This is a genomic window from Desulfosporosinus paludis, from assembly GCF_045689965.1.
Lineage (GTDB): Bacteria > Bacillota > Desulfitobacteriia > Desulfitobacteriales > Desulfitobacteriaceae > Desulfosporosinus > Desulfosporosinus paludis.
In genome coordinates this window covers 2,987,954-3,012,546 of the sequence record NZ_CP144211.1, presented here as the reverse complement: position 1 = coordinate 3,012,546, position 24,593 = coordinate 2,987,954, and the positions used below count along the sequence as shown (strand labels likewise).

Genomic DNA, 24,593 nt, shown 5'->3' with positions numbered 1-24,593 from the left:
TCACGAGATCAGTCTATAGTTAATAACCAGTGCTTTTCCAACAGAAAGAATACTACCAAGTCTAGTTTACTAGGCTCCTACTTGACAAGACTTATAGCGCCGATACATGTACCTGAAGTTTGACAGTGACGTCCGGATGAATCTTTACAGGGACTTCGTAGCTCCCTAAAGCTTTTATGGGTTCTTTTAGCTCAAGTTTCCGTTTGTCTACTTCAAAACCGTGTTGCTTTTTCAAGACTTCAGCGATTTCTTTACTGGTCACGGAGCCAAATAAGCGCCCACCTTCACCAGTCTTTGTTTTGACTTCAATCTGCAGAGCGTTTAGTTTATTTCCTAAAACGACTGCATCCTCTTTTCTTTAATTTTACGGCGGTCCTCTGCGGCTTTCTTATGTGAAATATCCTGCATATTTCCTGTCGTCGCTTCTATGGCTAGCTTTTTCGGGAAAAGAAAGTTTCGCGCGTAGCCGTCAGCCACTTCATAAACCTGTCCTTTTTTACCGGTTCCTTTGACATCTGCTTGTAGAATGACCTTCATGCAAATTCCCCCTTATGATTCCTCAGGTAAACGACGAAAATTAAAGACTAGATCAAAGAGTCCAAACAAGATGATACTTGAGATACTGAAGAAGAAGTAAATAAAACTGGATATAATTAATATCCATTTCAGAAAGCGCGGGATTCTAGGCGATTGAAGCAGATGCAAATACACGGCCATCCCAAGAACCAGAGCTAAAGCCCCATATATAACCATCAGATTAATTCCCAGCCCCCGCAAAACTGCCCAGGAAAATTGATCTCCTAACAGATAAAATGCCAGGCCGAGAACCGCACCCCAAACCGCATACCAAGGCAATCGCCAGCGGGCAAACGGTATTCGGCCATCGGGTCTTAACCACCGCCTCAAAAAATAAAAGACAAACGAATACTCAATTAAAGCACCCAACACTACAAAGCTTGGCAGAATCATAACATAATACTGAATTAACTGCTGCATCAACTGACGCAACTGAGGCTCAGAAATTCCTTGTTGTTGCATTGCTGTCAGCAATCCTGAAGCTTCATATTGCTGAATGACCGAATTAATGATTTCAGTCACAGATTTCGCATCGATTCCTTGCGCAACGATAGAGAGAGTTGGTATTATGCTTAAAATCGCTGCCAGAGCAGCGCTCCAGAAAAAAGCCACTCGAATAGGCCATTGCCTCTGCCAGCCAAAAACCCCAAGCAACCCTGCCCACGGCACAAAACTCAGTTGATTAAGCGCCGTTGTTCCAAAGCCGATCAATGGGGCTGCATAGCCTATTAACAAAACAGCTGAGGCAACCAGCAACCCTCTGCGCAGACCCACCAAAAAGACAGCAAACAACATAAGGACGGTCCAAAAAAATCCCCATGTTCCCCATGCAACTCCCAACCAAGGGAAGGTCAAGAGGATAGCCCCGACGACATAGCTGATAGCCACTTCATCACGTAAAAACATGTTCTCTGATTCTCCTATTAACTTAGTCCTCAGGGGCAAGATAACTTAAGAGTAAGCTGAAATCTCCCCACTGCTTTTCAAGATTCATTTCATCTGTATTTTTTAAGCCTTCAAGGCGTTGTAACAGCACACGGTCAAGCCTAGAAAAATCAAAACCTAATCGTCTCGCCATTAAATAGCTCATCCCCACCAGATCCGCCAATCCTTGAAGCATCTCAGTCTCTGATCCGCTCAGCGTCCCATGTTGAATCAACCACTGGGCCTGAATCAAATTGACTTTTAGTTCATCAATAGCCCTTAAGCCTTTTACAACATCAACCTCAATATTTTCCAGGGCCGCTCCCTCCTCAACTGGATTTCTCCAAACTACAATTCGTGATAACCCTGTAAATTTCCTGCACTGCTTGTGTATGAAAATACTCCCAAGGAAGACGATAAAATCAAAAAGGGAGCTCTCGCTCCCTTTTTCTACTCTACACTATACGGTAACAAGGCAATACTACGAGCACGTTTAATGGCCAAGGTTACTTGGCGCTGATGCATAGCGCAGTTCCCGGAGATTCTTCGAGGTAATATTTTACCGCGTTCCGTAATGTACTTGCGTACTTTATGCGTTTCCTTATAATCCATGGATTCAACTTTATCCACACAAAAGCTGCACACCCGTTTTCTAGGGCGACGTCCACGTTCACGTTTCATACTAGGCTCCCCTCCTTATTTAGAATGGGATGTCATCATCCAGATTTACTTCATGTCCAAACGAACGATTTCCGCTCGGAGCGCCCATTTCCTGTCCTCCACTGTCCTTCGGACTCAGCAGGTGAACATTGTCTCCGATAACTTCGGTAACCCAACGTTTTTGCCCATCTTGAGCCGTATAGGATCGGACTTGGATCCGGCCATCTAGAGCAGCCATTTTTCCCTTCGCTAAATAATTTGCCGTAAATTCAGCGAGTTGTCGATAAACAACACAAGGTATAAAGTCTGTCTCTCGTTCTCCCTGAGCGTTTTTATAATTGCGATCAATCGCCAAGGTAAAATTCGTTACAGCCACCCCAGTCGGGGTGTAACGCAACTCGGGGTCTTTAGTTAAACGGCCAATCAAAACGACGCGATTCAACATCTATGCCCCACCGCCCTTTTAGTCATCTTTTCTAACGGTTAAAAAACGAATGACATCGTCGGAAATTTTCATAACACGTTCAATTTCCTGGGATGTTTTTCCTTCGGCATCAAAGTTCATAAGGATGTATTGGCCTTCCTTGTAATCTTTGATTTCATAAGCCAATCGACGCTTACCCCACTTTTCTACCGTGACGTTTTGGCCGCCATTGCTGGCAGCGACTCCGCTGAAACGATCGACGAGTGCAGTCGTTGCCTCTTCATCCATATCTGGCCGAATGATATAAAGTATTTCGTACGCTTTCATATTTGCACCTCCCCTCGGACTAAACGGCCCCGTTAAAACGGAGCAGGGATATTTTGACTACCAAGCTAAAAGTATACCATTTTGTCCTCTGAAAAGCAACTATACTTTCAATATTTACTAATTGTAAAATACTGTATCACGAATAACTCCCAAATCTCTAAATACTTACCCTTAAACATTAAACCGGAAATGAACAATATCCCCATTGCGCATAATATAATCTTTCCCTTCTAAACGCACTAAGCCCTTATCCCGAGCACCGTTTAAACCGTTATTATCTACAAAATCATGATAGGAGACCACTTCTGCGCGAATAAAACCTCGTTCAAAGTCCGTGTGAATCACACCTGCCGCCTGAGGCGCCTTTGTTCCTTGATAAATTGTCCACGCCTTCACTTCTAACGGACCCGCAGTAAAAAACGTCATAAGTCCAAGGAGATGAAACGAAACTCGAATCAGTTGGTCCAGCCCTGATTCACTTAACCCTAAATCCTGCAAGAAAACTTCTTTTTCGTCTGCCTCAAGCTCAGCAATCTCGGCCTCAATCTGTGCACAGACAACGACAACCTCTGCTCCTTCTTGGGCAGCGATCTCCTTCACCTGTTGAACGAACGGATTGTCGGATGCCGTGGCTAAGCCGTCTTCACGAACGTTGGCAACATAAAGTACTGGCTTTAGCGTTAAGAGAGAAAAACCTTTAAGTACTTCCTGCTCCTCTTCTGTGAAGGTCAGTGTACGTGCTCCTTTGCCTTGGTTAAACACATTCTTCAAGCGTTCCAGAAGCTCAACTTCCACGCGTGCCTTTTTATCTCCCATTTTTAAAAGTTTGGAGGAACGCTCTGAACGTCTCTCAATGCTTTCCATATCCGCCAGGATCAGTTCTAGGTCAATTGTTTCAATGTCTCGCTTCGGATCGACAGACCCTTCAACATGGATCACATTCGGATCCTCGAAGCAGCGCACAACGTGTACGATAGCATCCACTTCACGAATGTGGGACAAAAATTTATTTCCTAACCCCTCACCTTTGCTGGCACCTTTGACTAGGCCAGCAATATCTACAAACTCCACTGTTGCGGGTACTATCTTTTTGGGATGAACCATATCGGACAGTTTCTGCAGTCTGAAATCCGGAACTTCTACCATACCCACATTTGGGTCAATCGTGCAAAAAGGGTAATTGGCTGCTTCTGCACCTGCCTGAGTAATTGCGTTAAATAAGGTCGATTTGCCAACATTCGGCAAACCGACAATCCCTGCATGTAATGTCATCATTGACCTCCTCTTTATGGGTACCTACTGGCTTTCTTCAGCCCGCTGAAGAATCTCCTTAATATTGCGTTCAAGCTTGATACGAGGAATCCACGCTTGATGTTGACATCCTAAACACTGAATTCTAAAATCCATGCCTGTCCGCATGATTTTCCAATCAAAACTTCCGCATGGATGAGGCTTTCGCAGTCGTACGATATCACCTACGTTTAATTGAATCATGTATCACTCCCCCTAAATCGAGGTTCTATATCTCGCGATCCTCTATCACGTCTTAATCGGAGCTCCTGACGAGTCCTGTTCTTCGTTAGCAGAACTACTCATAGGATCGGAAATAATAATACTTTGGAATTGTGGGGTTCGAATTCCTTCTTTTAAAAATGCACTATGAATTTTGCGGCGTAACTCTCGCTCTAAGCCCCATTGTTCATCAGGCTTGGTAAAGGCAATCACCCGCAAAACAACATTTCGTTCTCCGAATTGAGTTACCCCCTGAACAGTGGGGGCTTCCAGAATCTTCTCTCGAAACTCGGCGCTAACCTCCTCACACACTGCACGCAACACGTCCATAGCACGCTCCAGGTCTTCGTCATAAGGCAGTTGAATTTCAACCTTGGCGAGCATCTTGCCACGGCTAAAATTAGTGACTGCTGTTATACTCCCGTTGGGAATGATATGCAACTCCCCGCCCCAGGCTCTTATTCGTGTCGTTCGAATCCCAGTCTCTTCGACTGTACCCACGAACTCTCCAATCTTCACATAATCGCCGACAGCGAACTGGTTCTCAAATAGAATAAAGAAACCACCAATCATATCTTTGACAAGGCTTTGGGCTCCAAAACCTAAGGCTACTCCTAAAACACTTGCTGAAGCTAACAAGGCGCCCGTGTCAAAATTAAAGAGACGCTTAAGGATTTGCAATACGACCGAGAACGTAATGAGATAAAAGGACATGCTGCGCAGAAGGGAAAACAAAGTATTTGCTTTTCGCTCATCAATGAGTTGCTTCCCTTTGCGCTCCACTAACATCCGACGCAAAAGGTAAATCAACAAGCTATAGGCCACTCTAGCCAGAATCAGAAGCACGACAATGTAAAGCAAGGTATTTAGGGCAAAGGATTCCAAATCCTGCCAACTAAATTCGGTGATGTTCTTTGGAAGCCACGAGATAGTCATTGTTCAATCGTCCTTCTCTTTATACAGAAGTTGTTAAGAATGCATGATATCCTCGCATTAACATGACAAAATCAGCAACTGAAGAAATCTCCCAGGGGGCATGCATGCTCAAGATTCCAACTCCACAATCCAACACCTCCATACCGTAGACAGCCATAAACTGAGCAATTGTCCCGCCACCCCCTTGGTCCACTTTTCCTAATTCAGCAGTTTGCCAGGAGATCTTTCTCTGGTCAAAACTTCGGCGTATTTCAGATACAAATTCCGGGTTTGCATCATTCGATTCTGCTTTGCCTCTGGCACCGGTGTATTTGCAAATCACAACCCCTCGCCCTAAAAAAGCAGAATTTCGTTTGTCCATAACTTCCGCATAGTTTGGATCATACCCAGGGGCGACATCCGCGGAAAGAGCCTTACTATTGGCCAAGGATCTTCGAACCAAAAGCCCGTTATAGGCCCCAGTTTGCAACGTGAGAAGTTCGGCGATAAAATTCTCCAAATAGCGTGCTTTCATACCGGTATTAGAGTCACTGCCAATCTCTTCTTTATCGGCAAATAGAACAACTGTTGTCCATTCCGGGGATTCGATCTCTTCGATCGCTTTCCACGCAGCAAAGGAGCAGATTCGGTCATCTTGACCATATCCTGCAATAAAACTTTTATCTAAGCCCGCGAAGCGAGCTTTCCCTGCCGGTACGATCTCCAATTCGGCGCTTACGAAATCTTCTTCTTCTACTCCATATTTGTCCTTGAGAATATGAAGAATCGCAGTTTTTACACGCTCTTCTCCTTCTTCACCAGCAGGGTTATGACCTAACAATAAGTTTAATCCTTCACCGGTGATAGCCTCACGCAATTTCTTTTCATATTGATCCTTAGCCAGATGGGGCAGGAGATCATTGATCGTAAAAATAGGTTCTTGTTCATCTTCTCCTATGACAATCTCGATCTTCTCCCCATTGCCTAAAAAGACTACACCGTGTAAGGCGAGAGGCAGTGCTGTCCATTGATATTTTTTAATCCCACCATAATAATGAGTTTTAAAAAAGGCCAGCCCTTCTTCTTCGTAAATAGGACGCTGCTTGACATCGAGCCGAGGTACATCAATATGGGCTGCAATCAACCGGAAACCCTCATGTAGTGGGCGTTTGCCGGCAATCGCCAGAAGGCCCGCCTTGCTCCGAACTGCCAAGCGAATTTTTTGGCCGCTGGAAAATGATCCAGCTTCAGAAAGCGGAATAAATCCTGCCTTCTCCGCCCATTGTTCTAAGATTCTCCAGGACTCTCTTTCTGTTTTTCCCTCGCTAAGAAAGGCTAAGTAATCCAGTAGTGATTGATGTTCTTTATCCGACAAGGATAGACCATCCCAGGCTATCTTTTTCGTTTGTTTACTCACAGCAAAATCTCCTTTTTCCTTTCTGAAACTATGACCCCTCCAAAATATATCCTAAGTTTTCTTCTTCTTACATCGATTTATGTATTAAAACCAAGTCCCCTTATCTTTTATTAGAGGGTCGAGGAGTTTCTGACTAATTTGAGCAGAAAAGATCTGATCCATAGCATTAAAAATTTTTAACAGATACGGAAATGCTGCTGAATTCTGCAGAAGAGTGGTAAAACTGCTGCTCATCCCCAAAGACGAGAGCGGGGAAACTAATCCTGCTAAAACCGCTAAGCCAATTAGTGCACTTACACCCCCGAAAAATAGACCTCCCCCACGGTTAATAGACCCGCCCCAGCTGCCAAAAGGCCGCAGCAACAGAGACATAATAAATTGGATCAATACTACGACACTATAAAAAACAAAACCAAAAGCAACAAGACTAAGAATACGTTCGGTTAATCCCCCGGCTAAACGATGGGTTAATTGTTCAATACTTTGGGTTAATTGTGTGCCTGTGATATTTAGTGAAGAAAAAACACTTCTCCATTCTTCTGGTAAGGCACCAAGAATGTTTCCTAAAACTTGTTGTTGTAAGGTCGAGGCCTTAGATTGGACTAAGGGAAGGATGGTTTTATAAACAATAGGTTCTAGCCATTGCTGAAGCGGGAAATACTGTTCAATCCAATGAAGTGCAGCTAAATATTCCCAAGACGCAATCAAGAAGCCCACCAAATTACTTAAGAAACTCACAACACTGGTCAGGAGCCCCTTGCGATACCCATTTAAAGCTCCAAATAAAATAAACCCCAATATGAGCACATCTATTAGATTCATACAGTCCCCCCTTTCTTAATAAAATTTAATTCACTTGAATTGAATGTTATTCGATTTCTATATCAAGAAATCCTCCTGTACCCAATATCGAAGATCCTTATAAGTAAAGAAAACTCGGCTTGTGCCGAGCTTGCGAGAGTAGAAGCCGTTAGTTGCACTTATGCTGTAGAAAGTATTAAGGAAGTTATACTTTCTGACAGTACTAAAAAGACAGCTTCTCGCTGCCTTGTCTCTCTCGAAAATGGCGGGGATGCGTGCGAATCGACACACCTCGGAACGTTCTGCGTCCCGACACGCGGATTTGAAGTCCGGGAGCAGCACCAGCCACCACCCATCCCCATTCTATCGTCAGATATTTTAACACATTCTCACTAAATATGGAAGTAAATCTTCGTTTTCAATCCTATTGCCATCGAATTATCTCTAATATACTGCAGGGTATATAATTATCGTTACATGTACATACTAACATTAATAATTCTATATTCCAAATCTTATTTTAAAAAACTTAAACAGAAAGGAGTAGAGCATGGATCATTCTAAGATATTATTCTCCAATTTGACCAACGATCAGATCCGAGACTTAACAGAATTGGAAAATAAATTCAACTCTTCAACTTTAAATGGACAGGAAACTATCCTAATTGCCTATGAGAGCCCTAAAAAATAATTATTCTTTTTAAACTTATTAAAATATGGACGAGTAAAAGTGGGAAGTAAGAGGACCATTCCTCTGCTTCCCACTTTATCTTTAGCGGATGTTATACCCTTTTTCCTCTAGTGAGACTTTAACCTCATCTAATTGGTCCCCTTGAAGGCGAGCCAAGAGCTGTACCTTATTTTCTCGCAAATGATAAAAGGCAAAACTTGTAACATTGGTATCATAGGTCTTAAACGTTGTAGCAATATCCAGCAAGATACCTTTCTCGTCTTTTCTTTCTATCACGACACGTTTGCCAGGGCTGCGAGACCCCATAATATCCAGGAACGCATCCAAAATATCATAACCCGTAATAATACCTACAAGTTTATTATCTTCAAGGACAGGTAAGCCACCAATTTTATGCTCCCGCATTAACAATGCTGCATCTTCAATTCCCATATCTGGATGGCAAGTGATAACTTTTTTAATGGCAACTTCACGAATCGGGGTTTTGGCAACAAGATAATTGAGCTCGAAAATACTCAAGGTTGTTGCTGGGGATGGTGAAACTTCTCGAAGATCCCCATCTGTCACAAACCCTACCAGCTTTCCCTTCTCCAAAACCGGCAGCCTATCAATTTTTTTCTCACGCATTAAGGCCATCGCATCCGCAATGGATTCCTCCGGAGACACTGTGAAAACTTGGGTTGTCATAAATTGGCGAACATACATTTTTCTTTACCCCTTTCTACTTAAACATTCTATAAAGTAAAAACTTTGGTTCGCTCCTGAATAGCTATTCGCCACCTACAAGTTCTACTTCCAGTCTAGTATAAGGAATATGCATTTACCCTCCTAAGTAGGCCTTACGAATTTCTTCGCTGGCTGCTAACTCCTTCGCATCTCCTGAAAGAACAATCTTGCCTGTCTCAAGAACATAAGCCCGATTGGCTACAGAAAGAGCCATGTGAGCATTTTGTTCTACAAGCAAAATCGTGGTCCCGCTTGCATTAATTTCTTTAATAATTGAAAAGATCTGCTTAACCAAAATCGGTGCTAAACCCATTGACGGCTCGTCAAGCAAGAGAAGTTGGGGTTTGGACATCAGTGCTCGTCCCATGGCTAACATTTGTTGTTCTCCACCCGACAGAGTTCCCGAAAGTTGACTGCTTCGCTCCTTAAGCCGCGGGAACAATTGATACACACGTTCAAGGTCTTGTTTTACGCCCGCTTTGTCCTTACGTAAATACGCCCCCATTTCTAAATTTTCAATGACGGTCATATTAGCGAAAACGTGTCTTCCTTCCGGAACTTGGGAAATCCCTTTGGCCACAATCGTTTGCGGAGCGACTACCGCCAAGTTCTCCCCATTAAACGTCATTTTTCCTGATTTCGGCCGGAGTAACCCGGAGATCGTTTTGAGGCTTGTGCTTTTCCCTGCGCCATTTGAACCAATAAGTGTGACTATTTCCCCTTGATCAACGCGGAAGGAGATCCCTTTGAGGGCATGAATGGCACCGTAGTAAACATTGATATCTTCTAGTACCAGCATCAGACAACCTCCTCCCCTAAATAAGCCTCGATAACTTTAGGATTCTGTTTGATTTCATCCGGAACACCATGTGCAATAATCATACCATAATCTAAGACATAAATACGCTCACAAACTCCCATAACCAAAGACATATCGTGTTCAATAAGAAGAATCGTCAGTTTGAATTTATCTCTTATCCAGCGGATAAGATTCATGAGTTCTTGAGTTTCTTGTGGATTCATTCCTGCAGCAGGCTCGTCGAGCAGTAAGAGCTTGGGTTCCGTGGCTAAAGCCCGGGCGATCTCTAAACGACGCTGTTCACCATAAGGCAAATTCTTTGCAATTTCGTTTGCTTTATCTTCAAGGTGAAATATTTTAAGCAGTTCCATAGCATTACGCTGCATAGTCTGTTCCCCTGAATAAAATCCAGGTAAGCGAAACAAGGCACTCACTGTTGCGTAAGCTGTGCGTTGATGATATGCAATTTTTACATTATCAATAACACTTAAGTCGCTGAATAGACGGATGTTTTGAAAGGTTCGAGCCATCCCTCGCGACGTCACTTGATAGGGCTTGAGACCACAAATACTTTTGCCCTGAAACGTTATATCACCTTCCGTTTTATCATAAACCCCGGTGAGAAGATTAAATACCGTTGTTTTTCCTGCACCATTTGGTCCAATGAGGCCAATTAGCTCTCCCTCGTTGATCTGAATATTTAATTCGGAAACTGCCTTTAATCCGCCAAATGATTTTGAGAGATTCTCAATATTTAGAAGAGGCATTTTTATCACCCTTCTTTCCCAGGAAGCTTAGGCTGAATTCCTTTGTTCCCAATAGTCCTGTCGGTCTGAAAATCATCATGATGATTAATAATACTGCGGTAATTACAAGCCGCCATTCAGGGACACCTGCCAGAAGGGCTGAAACTAAGGTCATAACGATGGCTCCTGCGATACCACCTGTGATACTTCCCAATCCACCTAATACTACCATAACCAGAATATCAAAGGACTTTAAAAAAGAAAACGTCATTGGTTGAATAATGTACATATAATTGGCGTAAATTCCGCCGGCTAGCCCTGCGAAAAAAGCTCCCATAGTAAAGGCCATAACCTTATATTTTGTCGTGTTGACACCCATCGATTCTGCTGCAATCTCATTTTCACGAACTGAGATACATGCTCGACCATGGGTGGAATTGACAAAGTTCTTCATTAAAATAACACTTACGACCATTAATCCAAAGGCCCATGTCCAGGTGATTTTACTTGGAAGGGTGAAACCAGCAGCTCCCCCACATATTCTGTGTTTAAGAAAACAATTCGTACAATCTCACCAAAGCCCAATGTAGCGATGGCTAAATAATCCCCATTAAGGCGGAGCGTTGGTAATCCCACCAAAATACCGGCCACTGCCGCTGCAGCCGCCCCCGCCAAAAGCCCCAAGATCAAGGGACCATGGTGAATAGCGGTAACAATTGCTGAAATATAGGCACCCATCGCCATAAAGCCCGCGTGACCAATTGAAAATTGTCCTGTGAACCCATTAATTAGATTTAAACTCGTTGATAGGATGATGTAAATACAAATGAGGATTAATGTCAACTTATAGAAAGGAGGCAGTATATCAACCACGATCAGCCCCTGAATGATACTATAGATAAGACCAATCGCCACAAGCGCCACTATATTTTTGCGGTTGAACCAGTTGCTCATTTATTCTCACCTACACTTTCTCACGTACATTTTTACCAAATAGCCCGCTTGGTTTAATAATGAGTACAAGAATCAAGATGAGAAAGGCAACAGCATCCCGCCATGTTGAAGCTCCAAAGCCACTCACGATCGATTCGACCAAACCTAACATTAAACCGCCGACCATTGCTCCCGGAATAATTCCGATTCCACCTAAAACCGCAGCTACGAAAGCTTTTAATCCAGGGATAATACCCATAAGCGGATCAATGGTATTAAAATATACGCCCATCAGGACACCTGCTGCTGCAGCTAATGCAGAACCGATTGCAAAGGTGAAAGAGATAATGTTATTTGTATTAATGCCCATTAATAAAGCAGCATCTTTATCAAAGGAAACTGCCCGCATTGCTTTTCCCATTTTTGTATATTGAACAACAAAATGAAGAAGGGCCATGAGGACTACAGAGGTAATGATCATAACAATATCCCCGTATTTGAACACAACTCCGCCCACCGAATAGATCGTTTCCGGGAAAACTGGAGGATACGTCCGAACTTGTGCTGTAACAACCAACATTCCCCCATATTCCAAAAATAACGAAACACCGATTGCAGTAATCAAGGCTGCAATTCGCGTCGCATTGCGCAAAGGTTTATAGGCAATTCTCTCAATAACTACACCCAAAATTGCACAGGATATCATTGCAAACAGAAGGGCCGGTAAGAACGATAAGTGCAAGACCGTGGTAGCGTACCAACCTGAATAGGCTCCTACCATCATGACGTCACCATGGGCGAAATTAATCAGTTTAACAATACCATAAACCATAGTATAACCCAAGGCAATAAGCGCGTAGATGCTTCCTAAGGATAGTCCGTTTACAATTTGTTGAAATATTTGTAGTGTTACACTACTTCCCATATACTCACTCCCTTTTATGCATAACCTTTCCAATTAGAAGAGAGAGGGTGAATCTGTTCCCTCCCTCTCTACTTATGGGATGGTCTTAACCATTTTTGGTAGCTTTGCTACTCATATCGTCTCTTAGGGAGCAACACGTGTCAAGAAAACGGATTTTCCATCTTTGTTTTCTTTGATAACGGCACTCTTCATTGGATTATGAGTTTTTGGATCGACGGTAATATCACCACCGACGCCCTTAAATCCTTTCATGTTCTCCAAAGCGGTACGAATTTTTTCAGCGTCTGTGCTTTTTGCATCTTCGATTGCTTTAATAAGCAGGTTAGCTGCGTCATACCCTAAAGCAGCCATAGCATTAGGTTCACTGTTGAATTTCGCTTTATAATCTTTAACAAACGTAGCCATTCCAGGATCGTCGGTAGCTACATGGTCAACATAGAAGGTATTGTTCAAAGCGTCATTGCCGCCAATATTAAAGAGTTGGGGGTCATCCCAGCCATCTCCACCCATGAATGGCATTTTCATACCTAATTCACGTGCCTGCTTTACGATTAAACCAACTTCTTGATAGTAGCCTGGCAACCATACCATATCAGGGTTTTCACCTTTAATACGGGTTAAGATCGGGCGGAAATCTTTATCACTTCCCGCAACATATTGCTCAGTACCAACAATTTGTCCATTCCCTTTTTTGAAGTTCGTCACAAATGCGTCGGCTAAGCCTTTGGAATAATCACTTTTTTGGTCAATAATTACGGCAGCTGATTTAGCTTTTAAATTGTTAATAGCAAAATTTGCTGCAACTTGGCCTTGAAACGGGTCTATGAAACAAGCTCGGAAAATCCATGGACGAACCTCATTGGTCGCCGGATCAACTGTTAGTTTGGCGTTAGTCCCACTCGGTGAGATCATCGGGATCTTGTTATCTGTGACAACAGGAACGGCCGCCAGTGTTACTGAGCTTGTCATTGATCCTATGACGGCAACAACTTTATCTTGAGTAACGAGCTTTGTAACTGCAGACGTTGATTCTCCAGCATCCGATTTATTATCTGCTGCAACTAAGGTTAGTTGTCTGCCTAAAACTCCACCCTTAGCATTTTGCTGTTCGAACGCTAAATTAATGGCATTCTGAGCTGCTTGACCAAACATGGCCGTCCCGCCACTCAGCTCTAAATTACCGCCCACCTTAATAGGTGCATTAGAATCACCCGATCCGCTTGAGGCCGTTTTCTGAGCTGTACCGCAGCCAGCAACCAGCGATAAGCTTAATAACGCCACTAGTCCCATTGAAAATACCTTGTGAAACTTTTTCACTTTCTCTCCTCCTTAATTTTTAAATTATAAGTATTGTGTACTTTTTAGCGAATTGGTCGCACCCCCCAATCTTTTATTAAAAGCCCCAGTCCAAGACTTAAACCTTAGTGACTGGGGCTTCTCCGCCTTATATAATTTGATAACTTGTTAAAAGTTAGCTAAACTCTGTATGCTCATTTTAGCTTTTGTATAAGATTAAGTCAAGACCTAATCTGTTATATGGCATATTTCGTTTATTGAATATTTCAAATTATGGATTAACGTGTGTTAACAAGGTCTTTTTCCCGTCAACCATTTTAATGATGACTGCACTCTTTACAGGATTATGGGTTTTAGGATCTACTGTAATAACCCCTGTGACACCGTTGAAATCTTTCGTGTTCTCTAAAGCTTGTCTAATCTTTTCTGCGTCTGTACTTCCTGCAGTTTTAATGGCTGAAATCAACATTTCAGCTGCGTCATACCCTAAAGCAGCCAAGGCGTCGGGCTCTGCATTGTATTTAGCTTTATATGCCTCAACAAAAGGTTTCGTAGCAGGATCATCCGCCCACATATGATTTACGAAATAGGTATCATTAAGATTTGCAGCTCCAGCTAATTCAGGCAATTTTGCGGAATCCCAGCCATCTCCGCCAACAAACGGTACCGTGATTCCAAGTTCACGTCCTTGCTTGACAATTAAGCCTACTTCATTGTAATAGCCTGGAACAAAGACAACCTGTGGATTGCTTGCTTTGATTCTTGTCAACGTTGATTTGAAATCCTTATCACCGCCAACGTAATTTTCAGTATCAGTGATAGTACCGCCGCCATCTTTAATATCTTTACTGAATTCGGCTGCTAAGCCTTTCGAATAATCGTCTTTTTGATCGATGAATACAGCTGCATTTTTCACTTTAAGGGTATTCATAACAAAGTTAGCAGCTACTTTCCCTTGGAAAGGATCTAAAAAGCAACTTCTAAATACCCATGAATTTAAGGATCCATCTTTATTAACTGTAACTTCTGCATTGGTTGCCGTCGGCGTAATAAGAGGAATTTTATTATCCATCGCGACAGGAACTGCTGCTTTAGTGTTTGAACTTGTTACTGCTCCAAGTACTGCAACGACTTTATCTTGGGTAATAAGTTTAGTTATTGCTGATGTTGACTCGCCAGCCTCGGATTTATTGTCAGCGGTAACAAATTGAAGCTGTTTGCCAAGAACGCCGCCTTTTTTATTTTGATCATCAAAGGCCAAATTAACTGAGTTCAAAACAGACTGCCCATAGGTTGCTACTCCACCCGATAATTCAAGGTCGCCGCCGATTTTAATGTCCCCAGCATCTTTCGCAGCCCCTGCGCTGCCGCAGCCAGAGACCATACCTAACATGATCACTGCTATACCTAGTAGTACTTTAGCTTTTTTCACTCTTATTCCTCCAATTATTTCTCTAGTTTTCTAAATTAGGCTTAAATGTAGTTCTTCATTAAACTTATGTTGCAGATCCCAGATTCCAAATTTCACATTTAGATCCCTGTATCACTCCTCTGACTAAAAATTATTGCCTGACCTGGAGAGAAAAACCTGGCAGTAATGCCAGGATAGCTCCCGCACAACAGTTATACTACAGATATCAAAAATAAATAAGTAATTGTACTAGGTTATTTTATATCTGTTACACCATTGTGTCAATTATGAAATTCTGTGTCATCACAACATTAATACAGTTTTCTTTTGTCACCGATACGTTTAGTGACCTTCCGATAATCAAAATATTCCAGGAGAGGTACGGCATATTTTCTTGATGTTCCCCATATTTCGCGGGCTTCCGCGACTCCAATTTCTCCATGGGATTTTAGAAAATTTGTTAAATTTTCTTCTGCTTCCTCTATATCCCTTTGCCGATAATAGAAATATTCAATATGAGTCCATTCTCCTGTATCACATAAGTATTGTGCATAATCAGGCACCTCATTTTTAGGAATTCCAAAGGTTTCCGCAGTGCTAACAAGATCGGGGGGCATGAGTTTTACTGTTTCCCATTTTTTCCTTAAATCATCCAGCCGTTTCGATAATTTAAGAGGCATATCTGTCTTTTGATTTGTTTGGACTTTACTGCCGCACAATCGATAATAACTTTTTATAGCTCCTTGTTCGAGGACAGTTTGCCAACGATGGTTTGTCCATTGTATACCAAGGCGAGTTTTTAGTTCTTCTCTGCTTAAACCTAGACGTAACGGGTTTTGCTTTTCATAATCATTTACAACTTCGACTAATTTGGCGCGCCACTTCTCCGCAGCTTCTCTGCTCCAGTAAAGCTTTACGTCATCGTCCATCATAATTTCTAATCTTTGTTGTTCTTCTAAAGAGTTTAGCCTTCCTTCCAATTCATCCCTGCTAATTTGTAAGCGCTTAACCAGATCTGCGGCATTACTCGGTTCACTTATTTCTTTTTCTAACAAATCAAGAGGATCACCAAAATCTTTGATTTTCATCTGTTCTATTACACTTTGTTTAAATCGTTTCTGTTTAAGATCTGAGACTCCCAGGATTTTTCCTCCCCCTATCGTTTGTACAGGCGAGTAAAATCTCAAAACAAAGCGATCTCCGGACGCTGCTAATACAGGTTCTTCCAATAATATCTGGGCGAATCCTTCCTGCCCTGGAGCGAGCTCTTCCTGATCTAATAGATGCACCCTACCTAAAATCTCGGTCGTACCCAGATGAAAACGTACTCTTTGTCGTTGGGTAATGGGTTTCTCTGAAGTCACTAGATTAAGAAGAGAAAGATCAAGTATTTTGCCTACCCTAAATACCCCAGGCGAAGCAAGCACGGTACCGCGTTCAACTTCGGCAACCTCCACCCCTGCGAGATTAATTGCTGCCCTTTGGCCCGCGCCGGCAGACTTCACCTTTTGATTATGTACCTGTAACGATCGCACTTTTGTAAAAATCTGTCCAGGCTCAATGGCAAGCTCTTGACCAAGACTTACTGTCCCACTTTGCAGGGTTCCCGTCACCACTGTACCAAACCCTTGAATACTAAAAACTCTATCAATCGGCATACGTATTGGTCCGGTAGAGTTCTTACTTTCTACTTCTTTAAGCAAGAATTCAATTTCTTTACGTAAGCCCTCAATCCCATCTCCTTTAAGTGCGGAAACTCTACATATCGGTGCATTCTGAAACACTGTCTTTTTTAGCTTCTCGCGAACATCTTCTTCCATGAGTTCGAGCCATTCTTCATCTACTAGATCCGTCTTATTTAAAACGACGATCCCGCGTGGGATTCCGAGAAGGGTTAAAATCTCTAAGTGTTCTTGTGTTTGAGGCATAATTCCTTCGTCAGCCGCTATTACCAGCAGGACAACGTCCATTCCGCTTGCCCCAGCCATCATCTGGCGAATAAAACGTTCATGTCCTGGAACATCAACAATTCCTACTTCTCTTCCGTTGGGCAGAATCATATGAGCAAATCCCAGTTCTATAGAAATTCCCCGCTGCTTTTCTTCAATTAAACGATCCGTTTCTATGCCGGAAAGAGCTCGAATCAATTCAGTTTTACCATGATCAACATGTCCAGCAGTTCCAATTAAATAATGCCTGTCATCCATGATTAATTCCCCTTATTTTTATTTGGCTCAGTTCTTAGGCAAGTTTTTATCATCAGCTTGTAAAAAATCCCTTTCTTAAAAATTAAGACCCTTTTTATTCTCTAATCCTTTTATGGTCCTGATTCCATTCGAATCCCTAGTCAATTCAGTTTTCTGCGAGCCGTATCAAAATTATTCTCTTTAGGATTACCAGATCTCACCGCTGACAACCTAAACCCTTATGAACTTCGACAAATTCAGTTGTTTTCCTCTATCGCTTTTGCCAAAAGAATAGGATCATAGGTAAAAAGGCCAATCCCATATATCCAAACAACGGGTATATAAACTGGACTATCTGGGAAAATTTCACGCCTGCTATTGGCAGCAACAGGAGCAAGAGTATACACGTTGCTTTGTTGTAATTAAGTAAACCGGTCTCGACGACCCTACTGACTAAACTAAAGCCATTTCCTATCGCTGCTGTAATCATAGCCAACCAAAGTACAATCACGTAAAAAAATGCCGGCCAATCGCCTAATTTTCCAGCCACTGCGACCATTGGAATTTCTAACCCTAGTACTTCTGGAAATCTAAGCAAGGCTGCACCTATCACGAATGCAAAGACACCGAGAGCTGCTCCACCTAATACTGCCCCTAATCGTGCCCCTGCCCTTTGAACTTCCTTTCCCAGTGAAGCAAATACTACCATAGCCAATGTCAAGTTAAAGGATACATATAGTACTGCTGAAAAAGCCCAATTTTTTACGATTGGGTTGGCTAAAACCACGATACCTTCTCCATCTCCCGACTTTGCTATAAAGACTGCTAATGCAGCAATTCCGAGACAAAAGACAAACTTTATTGGAATCAGTACTGTGTTAATCCACAGTACCCCTTCACCACGAAACCACAGAGCCAGGGCAATCACCGTTCCGGTCAAAAATATACCGAACCACCTAGAAAAGCCAAAATATTCATAGAAGAGCGCTCCGCTTCCCGATATCATGGCCATCATTCCTACGAATAATAGTATGCTGACCAGTCCATCTGCCCATTTTCCCCATTTCGCACTGAGTAAACGTTCGAAAAACTCAGGATATGATGATACTCTCCATCGTTTTTGGAGATCTAACATGCTCCACCCCAAGAGAGAAAACAAAATCGTACTTACTAAAATCCCTGCTAACCCCCATTGTCCGAAGCGCGCGAAGAACTGTTGTATCTCCTGACCTGAAGCAAACCCAGCACCCATAACTGCACCCACATATGTTGCTGCAACTTGGAATGTTGTTTTCCATTTCATGTTTTTCCCTCCTCGCCATCATACTTATGGCTCGAAGAGATATCTAATGCATAAATAGGCTCTGCTTTGGAAAATATATAGATAAGTATAATGTTTGATACCCAAGAATCTTAGGGGGTAGCTCGTGAGTTTCTTTTCATTACTTCATGAACCACAAAAAATTAAAGCCCACGTTGACGACCATTCCGCTAAAGCGAAATTGGAAACGAGGCTTTCTGAGATCTTCAGCTCTGCGAAAACGCGACCAACAGTGATTCTTTGCATCGGAACAGATCGTTCTACTGGAGATGCGCTGGGACCGCTGATTGGAACTCAGCTTACACGTTTAAAACTCCCACAGCTCCATGTTTTTGGAACTCTTGATGATCCTGTTCACGCAACCAATTTAGTTGAAACTATTCGGATCATCGAAGAGACTTACAACAGTCCTTTTATTATTGCCGTAGATGCCTGCCTCGGGCGCATGGACTCTGTTGGCTGTATTACACTGGCAGATGGACCTTTAAAGCCTGGAGCAGGCGTCCATAAACAATTGCCCGAGGTCGGTGAGGCTCACATGACGGGTATAGTAAATGTTGGCGGTTTTATGGAATTTATGGTGCTGCAAAACACCCGTCTTAACCTGGTTTATAAAATGTCCGAAAATATTAGTTCTCTTATCACTCATTCTTACTTAAATATTTGTTATCACTAACGCTTATATCTTATGCCCCACCATTGCTTTTGTGATGACTTCTTTTTCTTCATTAGTTAACGAATACGTCGATTCTCCTCGATTTACGGGTTTGGCATATACCCTAGATTCTTCACGATTATGAATGGAATTTAATACAATCCCATCCCCGTCCTGATTTAATAATGCCATTGCAAAACTTAAATCGCTTCCGACGTTTTCAAACGCTTTATAGCGTACCATTTCAGCTCGATCAACGCTGTCTTTCAATTTTAATTCTATCGGTTCCAGTCTGGCATTACATTGTTCCAGTTTATTTTCTTGTTCTGCCACTCGATGGGTATACTCCTGGAGCATTTTTTCCATGTCACTCCCCGACATGAAGGTCTTCAAGGATAAATAGGCTGCTTCAAAACGTTTCATACGACGAAATAATAAAATAACTAAACTATATGCAATTATAATAAGTAAAGCTAATGCCCCAGCCATCCATTCAATCATCGGCATCAGACCTGTTAGTATTGTCAACGGTAAGTTCCTCCTTTGTATTTCCAACCTTACATACCTAAGTGAAGTTTCGTGAACAAAAGGGTTATCGGAATAGCCAAAAAAATTCCTGGTAATAGATTACCCACTTTTACTTCTTTTATTTCCAAGATATTTATTCCAATCCCAACAATCAGCAACCCGCCGGTAGCTCCCATTTCCCCGATTACCGGTCCAGATAATATTCCTTGAAGTAAGCCTGCTCCTAATGTTATTGCCCCCTGATACAAAAAGACCGGGGCCGCCGATGCTACCACACCTATTCCCATGGACGATGCAAATACAATGGCTGATATCCCATCTAACATCGATTTTGCAAAGAGTATATTGTGATTACCTTTTAACCCACTTTCCAGTGATCCCATAATTGCCATTGCGCCTACGCAATAAATCAAACTTGCTGTGACAAAAGCTTTTGTAAATCCCGTTTTTTCTCCATTCTTGGCAAACTTATTTTCAAGCCACTGACCAAATTCTTTTAGACGGAGTTCTATATCTATCCACTCTCCAATAATTCCACCTATTACCAAACTCGCTATTATGACAAGCGAATTCTTCGTTTGTAACGCCATACTACCACCAATGAGCAAGACGACTAGCCCTATCCCTTGTATTACCGTACTTTTCATCTTTTCCGGCAGCGCTTGTCCGAAGAGAAGCCCCGTGAACCCGCCTATCACAATAGCTATTGTATTTACTATCGTTCCTAGCACCCAATTAACCACCTTCCGAAATTGTATAGTCACGTTTACGCCGCATATCCTTTTGTTTGACCTTTCTACACATAAGAGCAGATTTTCTCACTTAAGCATTACATTTTTGGTTTTATATAGGCTAATAATTTGTCTTTTTCTGCTGCGAAAAGCTCGCGGAGCTTCGCACTTGATGCATCTAATTTTAAATTTAGCCAATTATAATTGCTTGCTTCATTGTTCCACGTGGAACATTATAACGCTTTTCTACATAAAACTGCATTAATGCTTAAAGGATATTTAACCTTTCTATATTTGCTCAAGACATCTGGCGTGCCTGCTCTGATGTTCCACGTGGAACATCAGGACCCACAATCACATTCACTATGAAAGTTCAGTGATATCAAGTAAGATAGCTACTCTTTCTCAATAGGGTCTACTTCAGACACCTATAGAGACGGCTTTATTGTTCCATGTGGAACATTTCTGTAATTTCAACTTCACGTTCTCTTATAGATTACATTAATAACAGATTCAGTATCGTATGCCTTTGTCCAGATGATTTACATCTCAGGTCATAAAAGAGGCAATAGTACCTGAAGCCAGTCCCAATGGATGCGCCCTAAGGTGCATACCTGCAGTCCGATTGGCAGCCATCAAAAGGTAACTCATGAACCAGTTAATTATACTCTCCATGGACTTCAGTCTATACTTTACAAGTTCCCACAAACTGATTAATACCATGTCGAATATCTTTAAATCTTAAACAAATGTTCCACGTGGAACATTTGTTTAATCAGCTACTCCATTTGAATGTTCCATATATCCAAAAGTCTATTAAGTTCATCTTCCGAAAAATATTGAATTTCTATTTTCCCCCGTTTAAAATTGCCCTTTAAATGAACCTTTGTTTGAAAACTAGCGCGCAATCGATCTTCAACATTGTGTAAAAGCGAGGGGGGTTCTGAAATTGGCTTCTCCTTAGGAGCTTGTCTAGTCAGTCGATTAATTAGTTCCTCAGTTTCACGTACGGTCAGCTGTTCCTTGGCAGCCTTTTCAGACACAATAACTTGTAAGGATGAGTCTCTGATTCCCAAAAGGACTTTAGCGTGACCGAGGGAAATCTTATCAGATTTCAGCATTTCAAGGATAACCTCTGGCAATTGGATGATACGCAAAAGATTTGCGATAGTCGCTCGGGCCTTGCCAACTCTTTGAGCAACTTGTTCTTGAGTCAGACCATATTCTTCTATGAGACGGAGATAAGCCATTCCTTCCTCAATAGGAGAGAGATTAGCCCGTTGAATGTTCTCGACAAGTGCTCTTTCAGCCATTTGTTGATCGTCACATATTTGTACAATGCATTCTATGTTCGTAAGGCCGGCAATCTTAGCAGCTCGTAAACGCCTTTCTCCGGCAATAACAGAGTAACGTTCACCAGTTGGTCGTACTAAGATAGGTTGAAGCAAACCATGCTCACGAATCGAATCTGCCAACTCACTCAGGGCCTGGGGATTAAATTCTCGTCGAGGCTGCTCAGGGTTAGGTTCAATTTCAGAAATAGGAATTTCTTTAATCATAGAATTTCCACCCAATTCGTCAGATAACAGTGCCTGGAGTCCACGCCCTAATCCCTTTTTAGACACGCTCTAAAACCTCCTTTGCAAGCTCTCGATAAACTTCTGCGCCTCTAGAACGACTATCATAAACATTAATCGGCTTTCCATGGCTAGGTGCCTCACTTAAACGAACATTGCGAGAAATTATTGTTTGGAAGACTTTTTGAGGGAAATACTTTTTCACTTCATCAACAACTTGGATCGCTAGATTTGTTCGAGCGTCAAACATTGTTAATAAGGCACCCAGTATATTCAAGTTAGGATTAAGATGTTTTCGAACTCTTTCCAAAGTATTCATTAGAAGGGTAAGACCTTCTAATGCGTAGTACTCACATTGGATCGGAATCAAGACATCAGTGGCAGCTGTCAGAGCATTAAGAGTCAACAAACCAAGGGATGGAGGGCAATCAATGAAGATAAAATCGTAAAGATGCTTAACGTCTTCTAAAGCAAGTCTTAATTTCGTTTCTCTTGAGTCTTGAGATACAAGCTCAATTTCAGCTCCAGCCAAGAGTATTCGGGCAGGTATAACTTTCAGATTTTTTTGATCACTTTTCTGGATCACTTGTTCGATGGGAACATCATTGATCAACACATCATAAATACAACGTGTTAGCTTATGCTTTAAGACACCTATGCCACTCGTTGCATTTCCTTGAGGGTCTAAGTCAACAAGTAAAACTTTATTCCCTAGCTCGGCCAAGCAAGCACTTAGATTTATAGCTGTCGTGGTCTTAGCTACTCCACCTTTTTGATTAGCAATCGCGATCACTTTCGTCGCCAATAGCATACACTTCCTTTATAACGAACTACAACACTAATAATATTCAACATACTCTAAATACTATCAAACCCCTTCCAATAAAAAAAGCGTTTTAGAACGCTTTTTTCAGTGATTTCAAGAAATATTTATTTTTCAAGGATAAAGAAGTAATATTAAGGCCCAATGGCAACAATCTTTGGCATAGCTTTATAAACACTTTGTTTCAAAGGTTCTGTACTGACAACCTTGCCATCAACTTGAACAGTTCGTACAGACTTAACAAGATAGCCAGGTTGGCCTTGTTGTTTAACTACTGATGCACCATGTTTTAACGTTTGGTCGACAACATGCTGTTCTTCAGGTTGGATAACAGATTCTGTTGTGTTCGAAATTTGTACTTCCTGCCCAGGACTAACTTTTCCATACATCTCAATGGTCAACGTATTAGAACTGATCTTCGTGCGAATTAATAAATATGCGCCTGTATTATTTTGAAACTTTAAATCCAGATCAGGATAGGCAACTGTGGCATCTTGACCAAGGGGAACATAAGTTATTGCCAAATCGTGATTCGATCGTTGTACAACTGGAAGGTTTGCTAAAAGGCCGGTATTATAAAGTGTACTGGAGACCTGGCAAATACCCCCGGCTAATCCCGGAACAAATTTACCATCGACAATAATGTAGGCATCTTTATAGCCTCCTTCAACCGTTCTCTCGCCAACAATGTTGTTAAACGATAAAATGTCACCTGGCTTAATGACTGCCATATCAAGTGATTTAGCAGCAAGACGGACGTTTTCTGAACGTTCGGCTTGAGATGGATCAAAATGCGTTGTATAAGTCGCTAATAGTCCAGTGATCTTCTGACTTTCCAATTGTGCTGCTGTTACTTGAGGTAATTGGTCTTTAAAATTAACCTTGAGCTCTGAACTCGGATGAAAAATATCCAAAGCTTTGATTTGAGTTTTTAAAGCCTCTAAGTCATATACCAACCCATTATGTTCCCCCTTGATATTCATGGTATTTTGAGGGGTGATATCGAAGGAGGCATCAACAGCTGGTTTATTATAGCTTCCTAACCTGCTATTTAGACTATCCGTCATTTTTTGGTCATCCCATTTTGATGTAAAGTTAAAACTTACTCCTTTGGCAGCATTCATCTTTGAGGTAATCTTATGATAGAGAGAACCTTTACGACTAATATCATAAGCATCTTGCAAAGCCTGATCAGCAGAAACTGAAAGACCTAAGTCCTCTAATTTAATATCGGGAGTTTGTTGATCGGCATTCAATTTTAAAGTCTGACTCTTAATGCGTGTTATTTCTTGTTCTACAGCACTCTTTGCTTGTGTTTGAGTCATATTACTGACATTAACACCAGCAATCTTAACTCCCTCAACAATTGTGTGATGATCCCAAGTATAATAAAGTACCGGGATTCCAACTGAAAGCAAAATGAGTAAAACAATTCCAGAAAAAATAAAAAAAATCTTTTTTTTCTTTATGCGATTTTTCCCAGTCCGTCGGCTCTTGATAGGATCGTGATTGTGACCATACATTTCAGTAGCCGCAACTTCATCCTTACTATGCTTAACTCTCAGTTCATGTGGCTCGTCCAAATCGCACCTCCCTTAATTTTTAAATGCTGTCAGAGAATAAAGTTTCAATAAATACTTTCTACGGAATAAGCAACTAGGCGGCAGTCTAAACCAAATCTAACAAGTG

The 24,593-nt window shown here is 41.9% G+C and carries 25 protein-coding genes, 1 tRNA gene and 2 pseudogenes; 2 read left to right on the top strand and 26 right to left on the bottom strand.

Annotated features, from left to right (window positions below):
• Positions 1-91: 91 nt before the first annotated feature.
• From rplI to VZF35_RS15120, 12 genes and pseudogenes are all read right to left on the bottom strand, one after another.
• Positions 92-537: pseudogene (gene rplI / locus VZF35_RS15175) on the bottom strand (50S ribosomal protein L9).
• 12 nt (positions 538-549) lie between these two features.
• Entirely contained in the window at positions 550-1,482 is a 933-nt protein-coding gene (locus VZF35_RS15170; protein WP_407306105.1) for a DUF2232 domain-containing protein, read from the bottom strand.
• 22 nt (positions 1,483-1,504) lie between these two features.
• Positions 1,505-1,807 (bottom strand): MazG-like family protein, encoded by a 303-nt coding sequence (locus tag VZF35_RS15165; RefSeq protein ID WP_407314634.1) that lies wholly within the window; start codon positions 1,805-1,807, stop codon positions 1,505-1,507.
• A 143-nt stretch (positions 1,808-1,950) separates the two neighbouring features.
• A complete protein-coding gene (gene rpsR / locus VZF35_RS15160; RefSeq protein WP_407306103.1) occupies positions 1,951-2,181 on the bottom strand; it encodes a 30S ribosomal protein S18 in 231 nt (76 codons plus the stop codon).
• Positions 2,182-2,200: 19 nt separating this feature from the next.
• Positions 2,201-2,605: a single-stranded DNA-binding protein gene (locus VZF35_RS15155; RefSeq protein WP_407306101.1), complete on the bottom strand. Its 405-nt coding sequence runs from the start codon at positions 2,603-2,605 to the stop codon at positions 2,201-2,203.
• A gap of 18 nt (positions 2,606-2,623) precedes the next feature.
• Complete coding sequence (gene rpsF / locus VZF35_RS15150; RefSeq protein ID WP_407306099.1) at positions 2,624-2,911, bottom strand: 30S ribosomal protein S6; 288 nt, start codon at positions 2,909-2,911, stop codon at positions 2,624-2,626.
• Between the two features lie 171 nt (positions 2,912-3,082).
• On the bottom strand, positions 3,083-4,183 hold the full coding sequence (ychF, locus tag VZF35_RS15145) for a redox-regulated ATPase YchF (protein WP_407314632.1): 1,101 nt from the start codon (positions 4,181-4,183) through the stop codon (positions 3,083-3,085).
• Positions 4,184-4,207: 24 nt separating this feature from the next.
• A complete protein-coding gene (locus VZF35_RS15140; RefSeq protein WP_407306097.1) occupies positions 4,208-4,405 on the bottom strand; it encodes a DUF951 domain-containing protein in 198 nt (65 codons plus the stop codon).
• Between the two features lie 45 nt (positions 4,406-4,450).
• The gene (locus VZF35_RS15135) at positions 4,451-5,359 is read right to left on the bottom strand and encodes a mechanosensitive ion channel family protein (protein WP_407306095.1); all 909 of its coding nucleotides are present in this window, start codon (positions 5,357-5,359) and stop codon (positions 4,451-4,453) included.
• 19 nt (positions 5,360-5,378) lie between these two features.
• Positions 5,379-6,755, bottom strand: a complete 1,377-nt coding sequence (locus tag VZF35_RS15130) for an aminopeptidase (protein WP_407306093.1) — start codon at positions 6,753-6,755, stop codon at positions 5,379-5,381.
• Positions 6,756-6,839: 84 nt separating this feature from the next.
• The gene (locus tag VZF35_RS15125; RefSeq protein WP_407306091.1) at positions 6,840-7,577 is read right to left on the bottom strand and encodes a CvpA family protein; all 738 of its coding nucleotides are present in this window, start codon (positions 7,575-7,577) and stop codon (positions 6,840-6,842) included.
• A 242-nt stretch (positions 7,578-7,819) separates the two neighbouring features.
• Positions 7,820-7,916 (bottom strand) — tRNA-Sec (locus tag VZF35_RS15120).
• A gap of 190 nt (positions 7,917-8,106) precedes the next feature.
• On the opposite strand from VZF35_RS15120, the gene VZF35_RS15115 reads away from it, so the two are divergent.
• The gene (locus tag VZF35_RS15115; protein ID WP_407306089.1) at positions 8,107-8,247 is read left to right on the top strand and encodes a hypothetical protein; all 141 of its coding nucleotides are present in this window, start codon (positions 8,107-8,109) and stop codon (positions 8,245-8,247) included.
• An 81-nt stretch (positions 8,248-8,328) separates the two neighbouring features.
• Here VZF35_RS15115 and VZF35_RS15110 read toward each other — a convergent pair whose 3' ends face one another.
• From VZF35_RS15110 to VZF35_RS15070, 9 genes and pseudogenes are all read right to left on the bottom strand, one after another.
• Complete coding sequence (locus VZF35_RS15110; RefSeq protein ID WP_407306087.1) at positions 8,329-8,952, bottom strand: CBS domain-containing protein; 624 nt, start codon at positions 8,950-8,952, stop codon at positions 8,329-8,331.
• Positions 8,953-9,067: 115 nt separating this feature from the next.
• Positions 9,068-9,772 carry an ABC transporter ATP-binding protein gene (locus VZF35_RS15105; RefSeq protein WP_407306085.1) on the bottom strand — a complete coding sequence of 235 codons (705 nt, stop codon included), beginning with the start codon at positions 9,770-9,772 and terminating at the stop codon, positions 9,068-9,070.
• Positions 9,772-10,539 carry an ABC transporter ATP-binding protein gene (locus VZF35_RS15100; protein ID WP_407306083.1) on the bottom strand — a complete coding sequence of 256 codons (768 nt, stop codon included), beginning with the start codon at positions 10,537-10,539 and terminating at the stop codon, positions 9,772-9,774. Before VZF35_RS15100 ends, VZF35_RS15105 begins: the two co-directional genes overlap by 1 nt.
• A pseudogene (locus tag VZF35_RS15095) lies at positions 10,520-11,472 on the bottom strand (branched-chain amino acid ABC transporter permease). The gene VZF35_RS15100 and the pseudogene VZF35_RS15095 overlap by 20 nt, the downstream one beginning before the upstream one ends.
• A 10-nt stretch (positions 11,473-11,482) precedes the next feature.
• Positions 11,483-12,376 carry a branched-chain amino acid ABC transporter permease gene (locus VZF35_RS15090; protein ID WP_407306080.1) on the bottom strand — a complete coding sequence of 298 codons (894 nt, stop codon included), beginning with the start codon at positions 12,374-12,376 and terminating at the stop codon, positions 11,483-11,485.
• A 123-nt stretch (positions 12,377-12,499) separates the two neighbouring features.
• Positions 12,500-13,693: an ABC transporter substrate-binding protein gene (locus VZF35_RS15085; RefSeq protein ID WP_407306077.1), complete on the bottom strand. Its 1,194-nt coding sequence runs from the start codon at positions 13,691-13,693 to the stop codon at positions 12,500-12,502.
• 250 nt (positions 13,694-13,943) lie between these two features.
• Positions 13,944-15,065, bottom strand: a complete 1,122-nt coding sequence (locus VZF35_RS15080; RefSeq protein WP_407314630.1) for an ABC transporter substrate-binding protein — start codon at positions 15,063-15,065, stop codon at positions 13,944-13,946.
• A 329-nt stretch (positions 15,066-15,394) separates the two neighbouring features.
• On the bottom strand, positions 15,395-17,290 hold the full coding sequence (selB, locus tag VZF35_RS15075; RefSeq protein WP_407306074.1) for a selenocysteine-specific translation elongation factor: 1,896 nt from the start codon (positions 17,288-17,290) through the stop codon (positions 15,395-15,397).
• Between the two features lie 250 nt (positions 17,291-17,540).
• Positions 17,541-18,572, bottom strand: a complete 1,032-nt coding sequence (locus VZF35_RS15070) for a hypothetical protein (RefSeq protein ID WP_407306071.1) — start codon at positions 18,570-18,572, stop codon at positions 17,541-17,543.
• 124 nt (positions 18,573-18,696) lie between these two features.
• Between VZF35_RS15070 and yyaC the strand changes: the two genes are divergently transcribed.
• On the top strand, positions 18,697-19,266 hold the full coding sequence (yyaC, locus tag VZF35_RS15065) for a spore protease YyaC (protein WP_407306067.1): 570 nt from the start codon (positions 18,697-18,699) through the stop codon (positions 19,264-19,266).
• 3 nt (positions 19,267-19,269) lie between these two features.
• On the opposite strand, the gene VZF35_RS15060 is transcribed toward yyaC, so the two are convergent.
• From VZF35_RS15060 to VZF35_RS15040, 5 genes are all read right to left on the bottom strand, one after another.
• The gene (locus VZF35_RS15060; protein WP_407306064.1) at positions 19,270-19,773 is read right to left on the bottom strand and encodes a DUF4446 family protein; all 504 of its coding nucleotides are present in this window, start codon (positions 19,771-19,773) and stop codon (positions 19,270-19,272) included.
• A gap of 29 nt (positions 19,774-19,802) precedes the next feature.
• On the bottom strand, positions 19,803-20,504 hold the full coding sequence (locus VZF35_RS15055) for a DUF554 domain-containing protein (protein WP_407306062.1): 702 nt from the start codon (positions 20,502-20,504) through the stop codon (positions 19,803-19,805).
• A 779-nt stretch (positions 20,505-21,283) separates the two neighbouring features.
• Complete coding sequence (locus VZF35_RS15050) at positions 21,284-22,129, bottom strand: ParB/RepB/Spo0J family partition protein (protein WP_407306059.1); 846 nt, start codon at positions 22,127-22,129, stop codon at positions 21,284-21,286.
• Positions 22,122-22,892 carry a ParA family protein gene (locus tag VZF35_RS15045; RefSeq protein ID WP_407306057.1) on the bottom strand — a complete coding sequence of 257 codons (771 nt, stop codon included), beginning with the start codon at positions 22,890-22,892 and terminating at the stop codon, positions 22,122-22,124. The genes VZF35_RS15050 and VZF35_RS15045 overlap by 8 nt, the downstream gene beginning before the upstream one ends.
• Before the next feature lie 146 nt (positions 22,893-23,038).
• Complete coding sequence (locus tag VZF35_RS15040; RefSeq protein ID WP_407306054.1) at positions 23,039-24,487, bottom strand: VanW family protein; 1,449 nt, start codon at positions 24,485-24,487, stop codon at positions 23,039-23,041.
• Between the last annotated feature and the right edge of the window lie 106 nt (positions 24,488-24,593).

Bases quoted from the DNA above. Each gene is read 5' to 3' on its own strand.
- VZF35_RS15135 (WP_407306095.1), bottom strand. From the start codon at position 5,359: ATGACTATCTCGTGGCTTCCAAAGAACATCACCGAATTTAGTTGGCAG.
- rpsR (WP_407306103.1), bottom strand. From the start codon at position 2,181: ATGAAACGTGAACGTGGACGTCGCCCTAGAAAACGGGTGTGCAGCTTT.
- VZF35_RS15105 (WP_407306085.1), bottom strand. From the start codon at position 9,772: ATGCTGGTACTAGAAGATATCAATGTTTACTACGGTGCCATTCATGCC.
- VZF35_RS15125 (WP_407306091.1), bottom strand. From the start codon at position 7,577: ATGAATCTAATAGATGTGCTCATATTGGGGTTTATTTTATTTGGAGCT.
- VZF35_RS15110 (WP_407306087.1), bottom strand. From the start codon at position 8,952: ATGTATGTTCGCCAATTTATGACAACCCAAGTTTTCACAGTGTCTCCG.
- VZF35_RS15140 (WP_407306097.1), bottom strand. From the start codon at position 4,405: ATGATTCAATTAAACGTAGGTGATATCGTACGACTGCGAAAGCCTCAT.
- VZF35_RS15070 (WP_407306071.1), bottom strand. From the start codon at position 18,572: ATGAAATGGAAAACAACATTCCAAGTTGCAGCAACATATGTGGGTGCA.
- VZF35_RS15155 (WP_407306101.1), bottom strand. From the start codon at position 2,605: ATGTTGAATCGCGTCGTTTTGATTGGCCGTTTAACTAAAGACCCCGAG.
- VZF35_RS15045 (WP_407306057.1), bottom strand. From the start codon at position 22,892: ATGCTATTGGCGACGAAAGTGATCGCGATTGCTAATCAAAAAGGTGGA.
- rpsF (WP_407306099.1), bottom strand. From the start codon at position 2,911: ATGAAAGCGTACGAAATACTTTATATCATTCGGCCAGATATGGATGAA.
- selB (WP_407306074.1), bottom strand. From the start codon at position 17,290: ATGGATGACAGGCATTATTTAATTGGAACTGCTGGACATGTTGATCAT.
- VZF35_RS15080 (WP_407314630.1), bottom strand. From the start codon at position 15,065: ATGTTAGGTATGGTCTCTGGCTGCGGCAGCGCAGGGGCTGCGAAAGAT.
- VZF35_RS15115 (WP_407306089.1), top strand. From the start codon at position 8,107: ATGGATCATTCTAAGATATTATTCTCCAATTTGACCAACGATCAGATC.
- VZF35_RS15100 (WP_407306083.1), bottom strand. From the start codon at position 10,539: ATGCCTCTTCTAAATATTGAGAATCTCTCAAAATCATTTGGCGGATTA.
- VZF35_RS15090 (WP_407306080.1), bottom strand. From the start codon at position 12,376: ATGGGAAGTAGTGTAACACTACAAATATTTCAACAAATTGTAAACGGA.
- VZF35_RS15170 (WP_407306105.1), bottom strand. From the start codon at position 1,482: ATGTTTTTACGTGATGAAGTGGCTATCAGCTATGTCGTCGGGGCTATC.
- ychF (WP_407314632.1), bottom strand. From the start codon at position 4,183: ATGACATTACATGCAGGGATTGTCGGTTTGCCGAATGTTGGCAAATCG.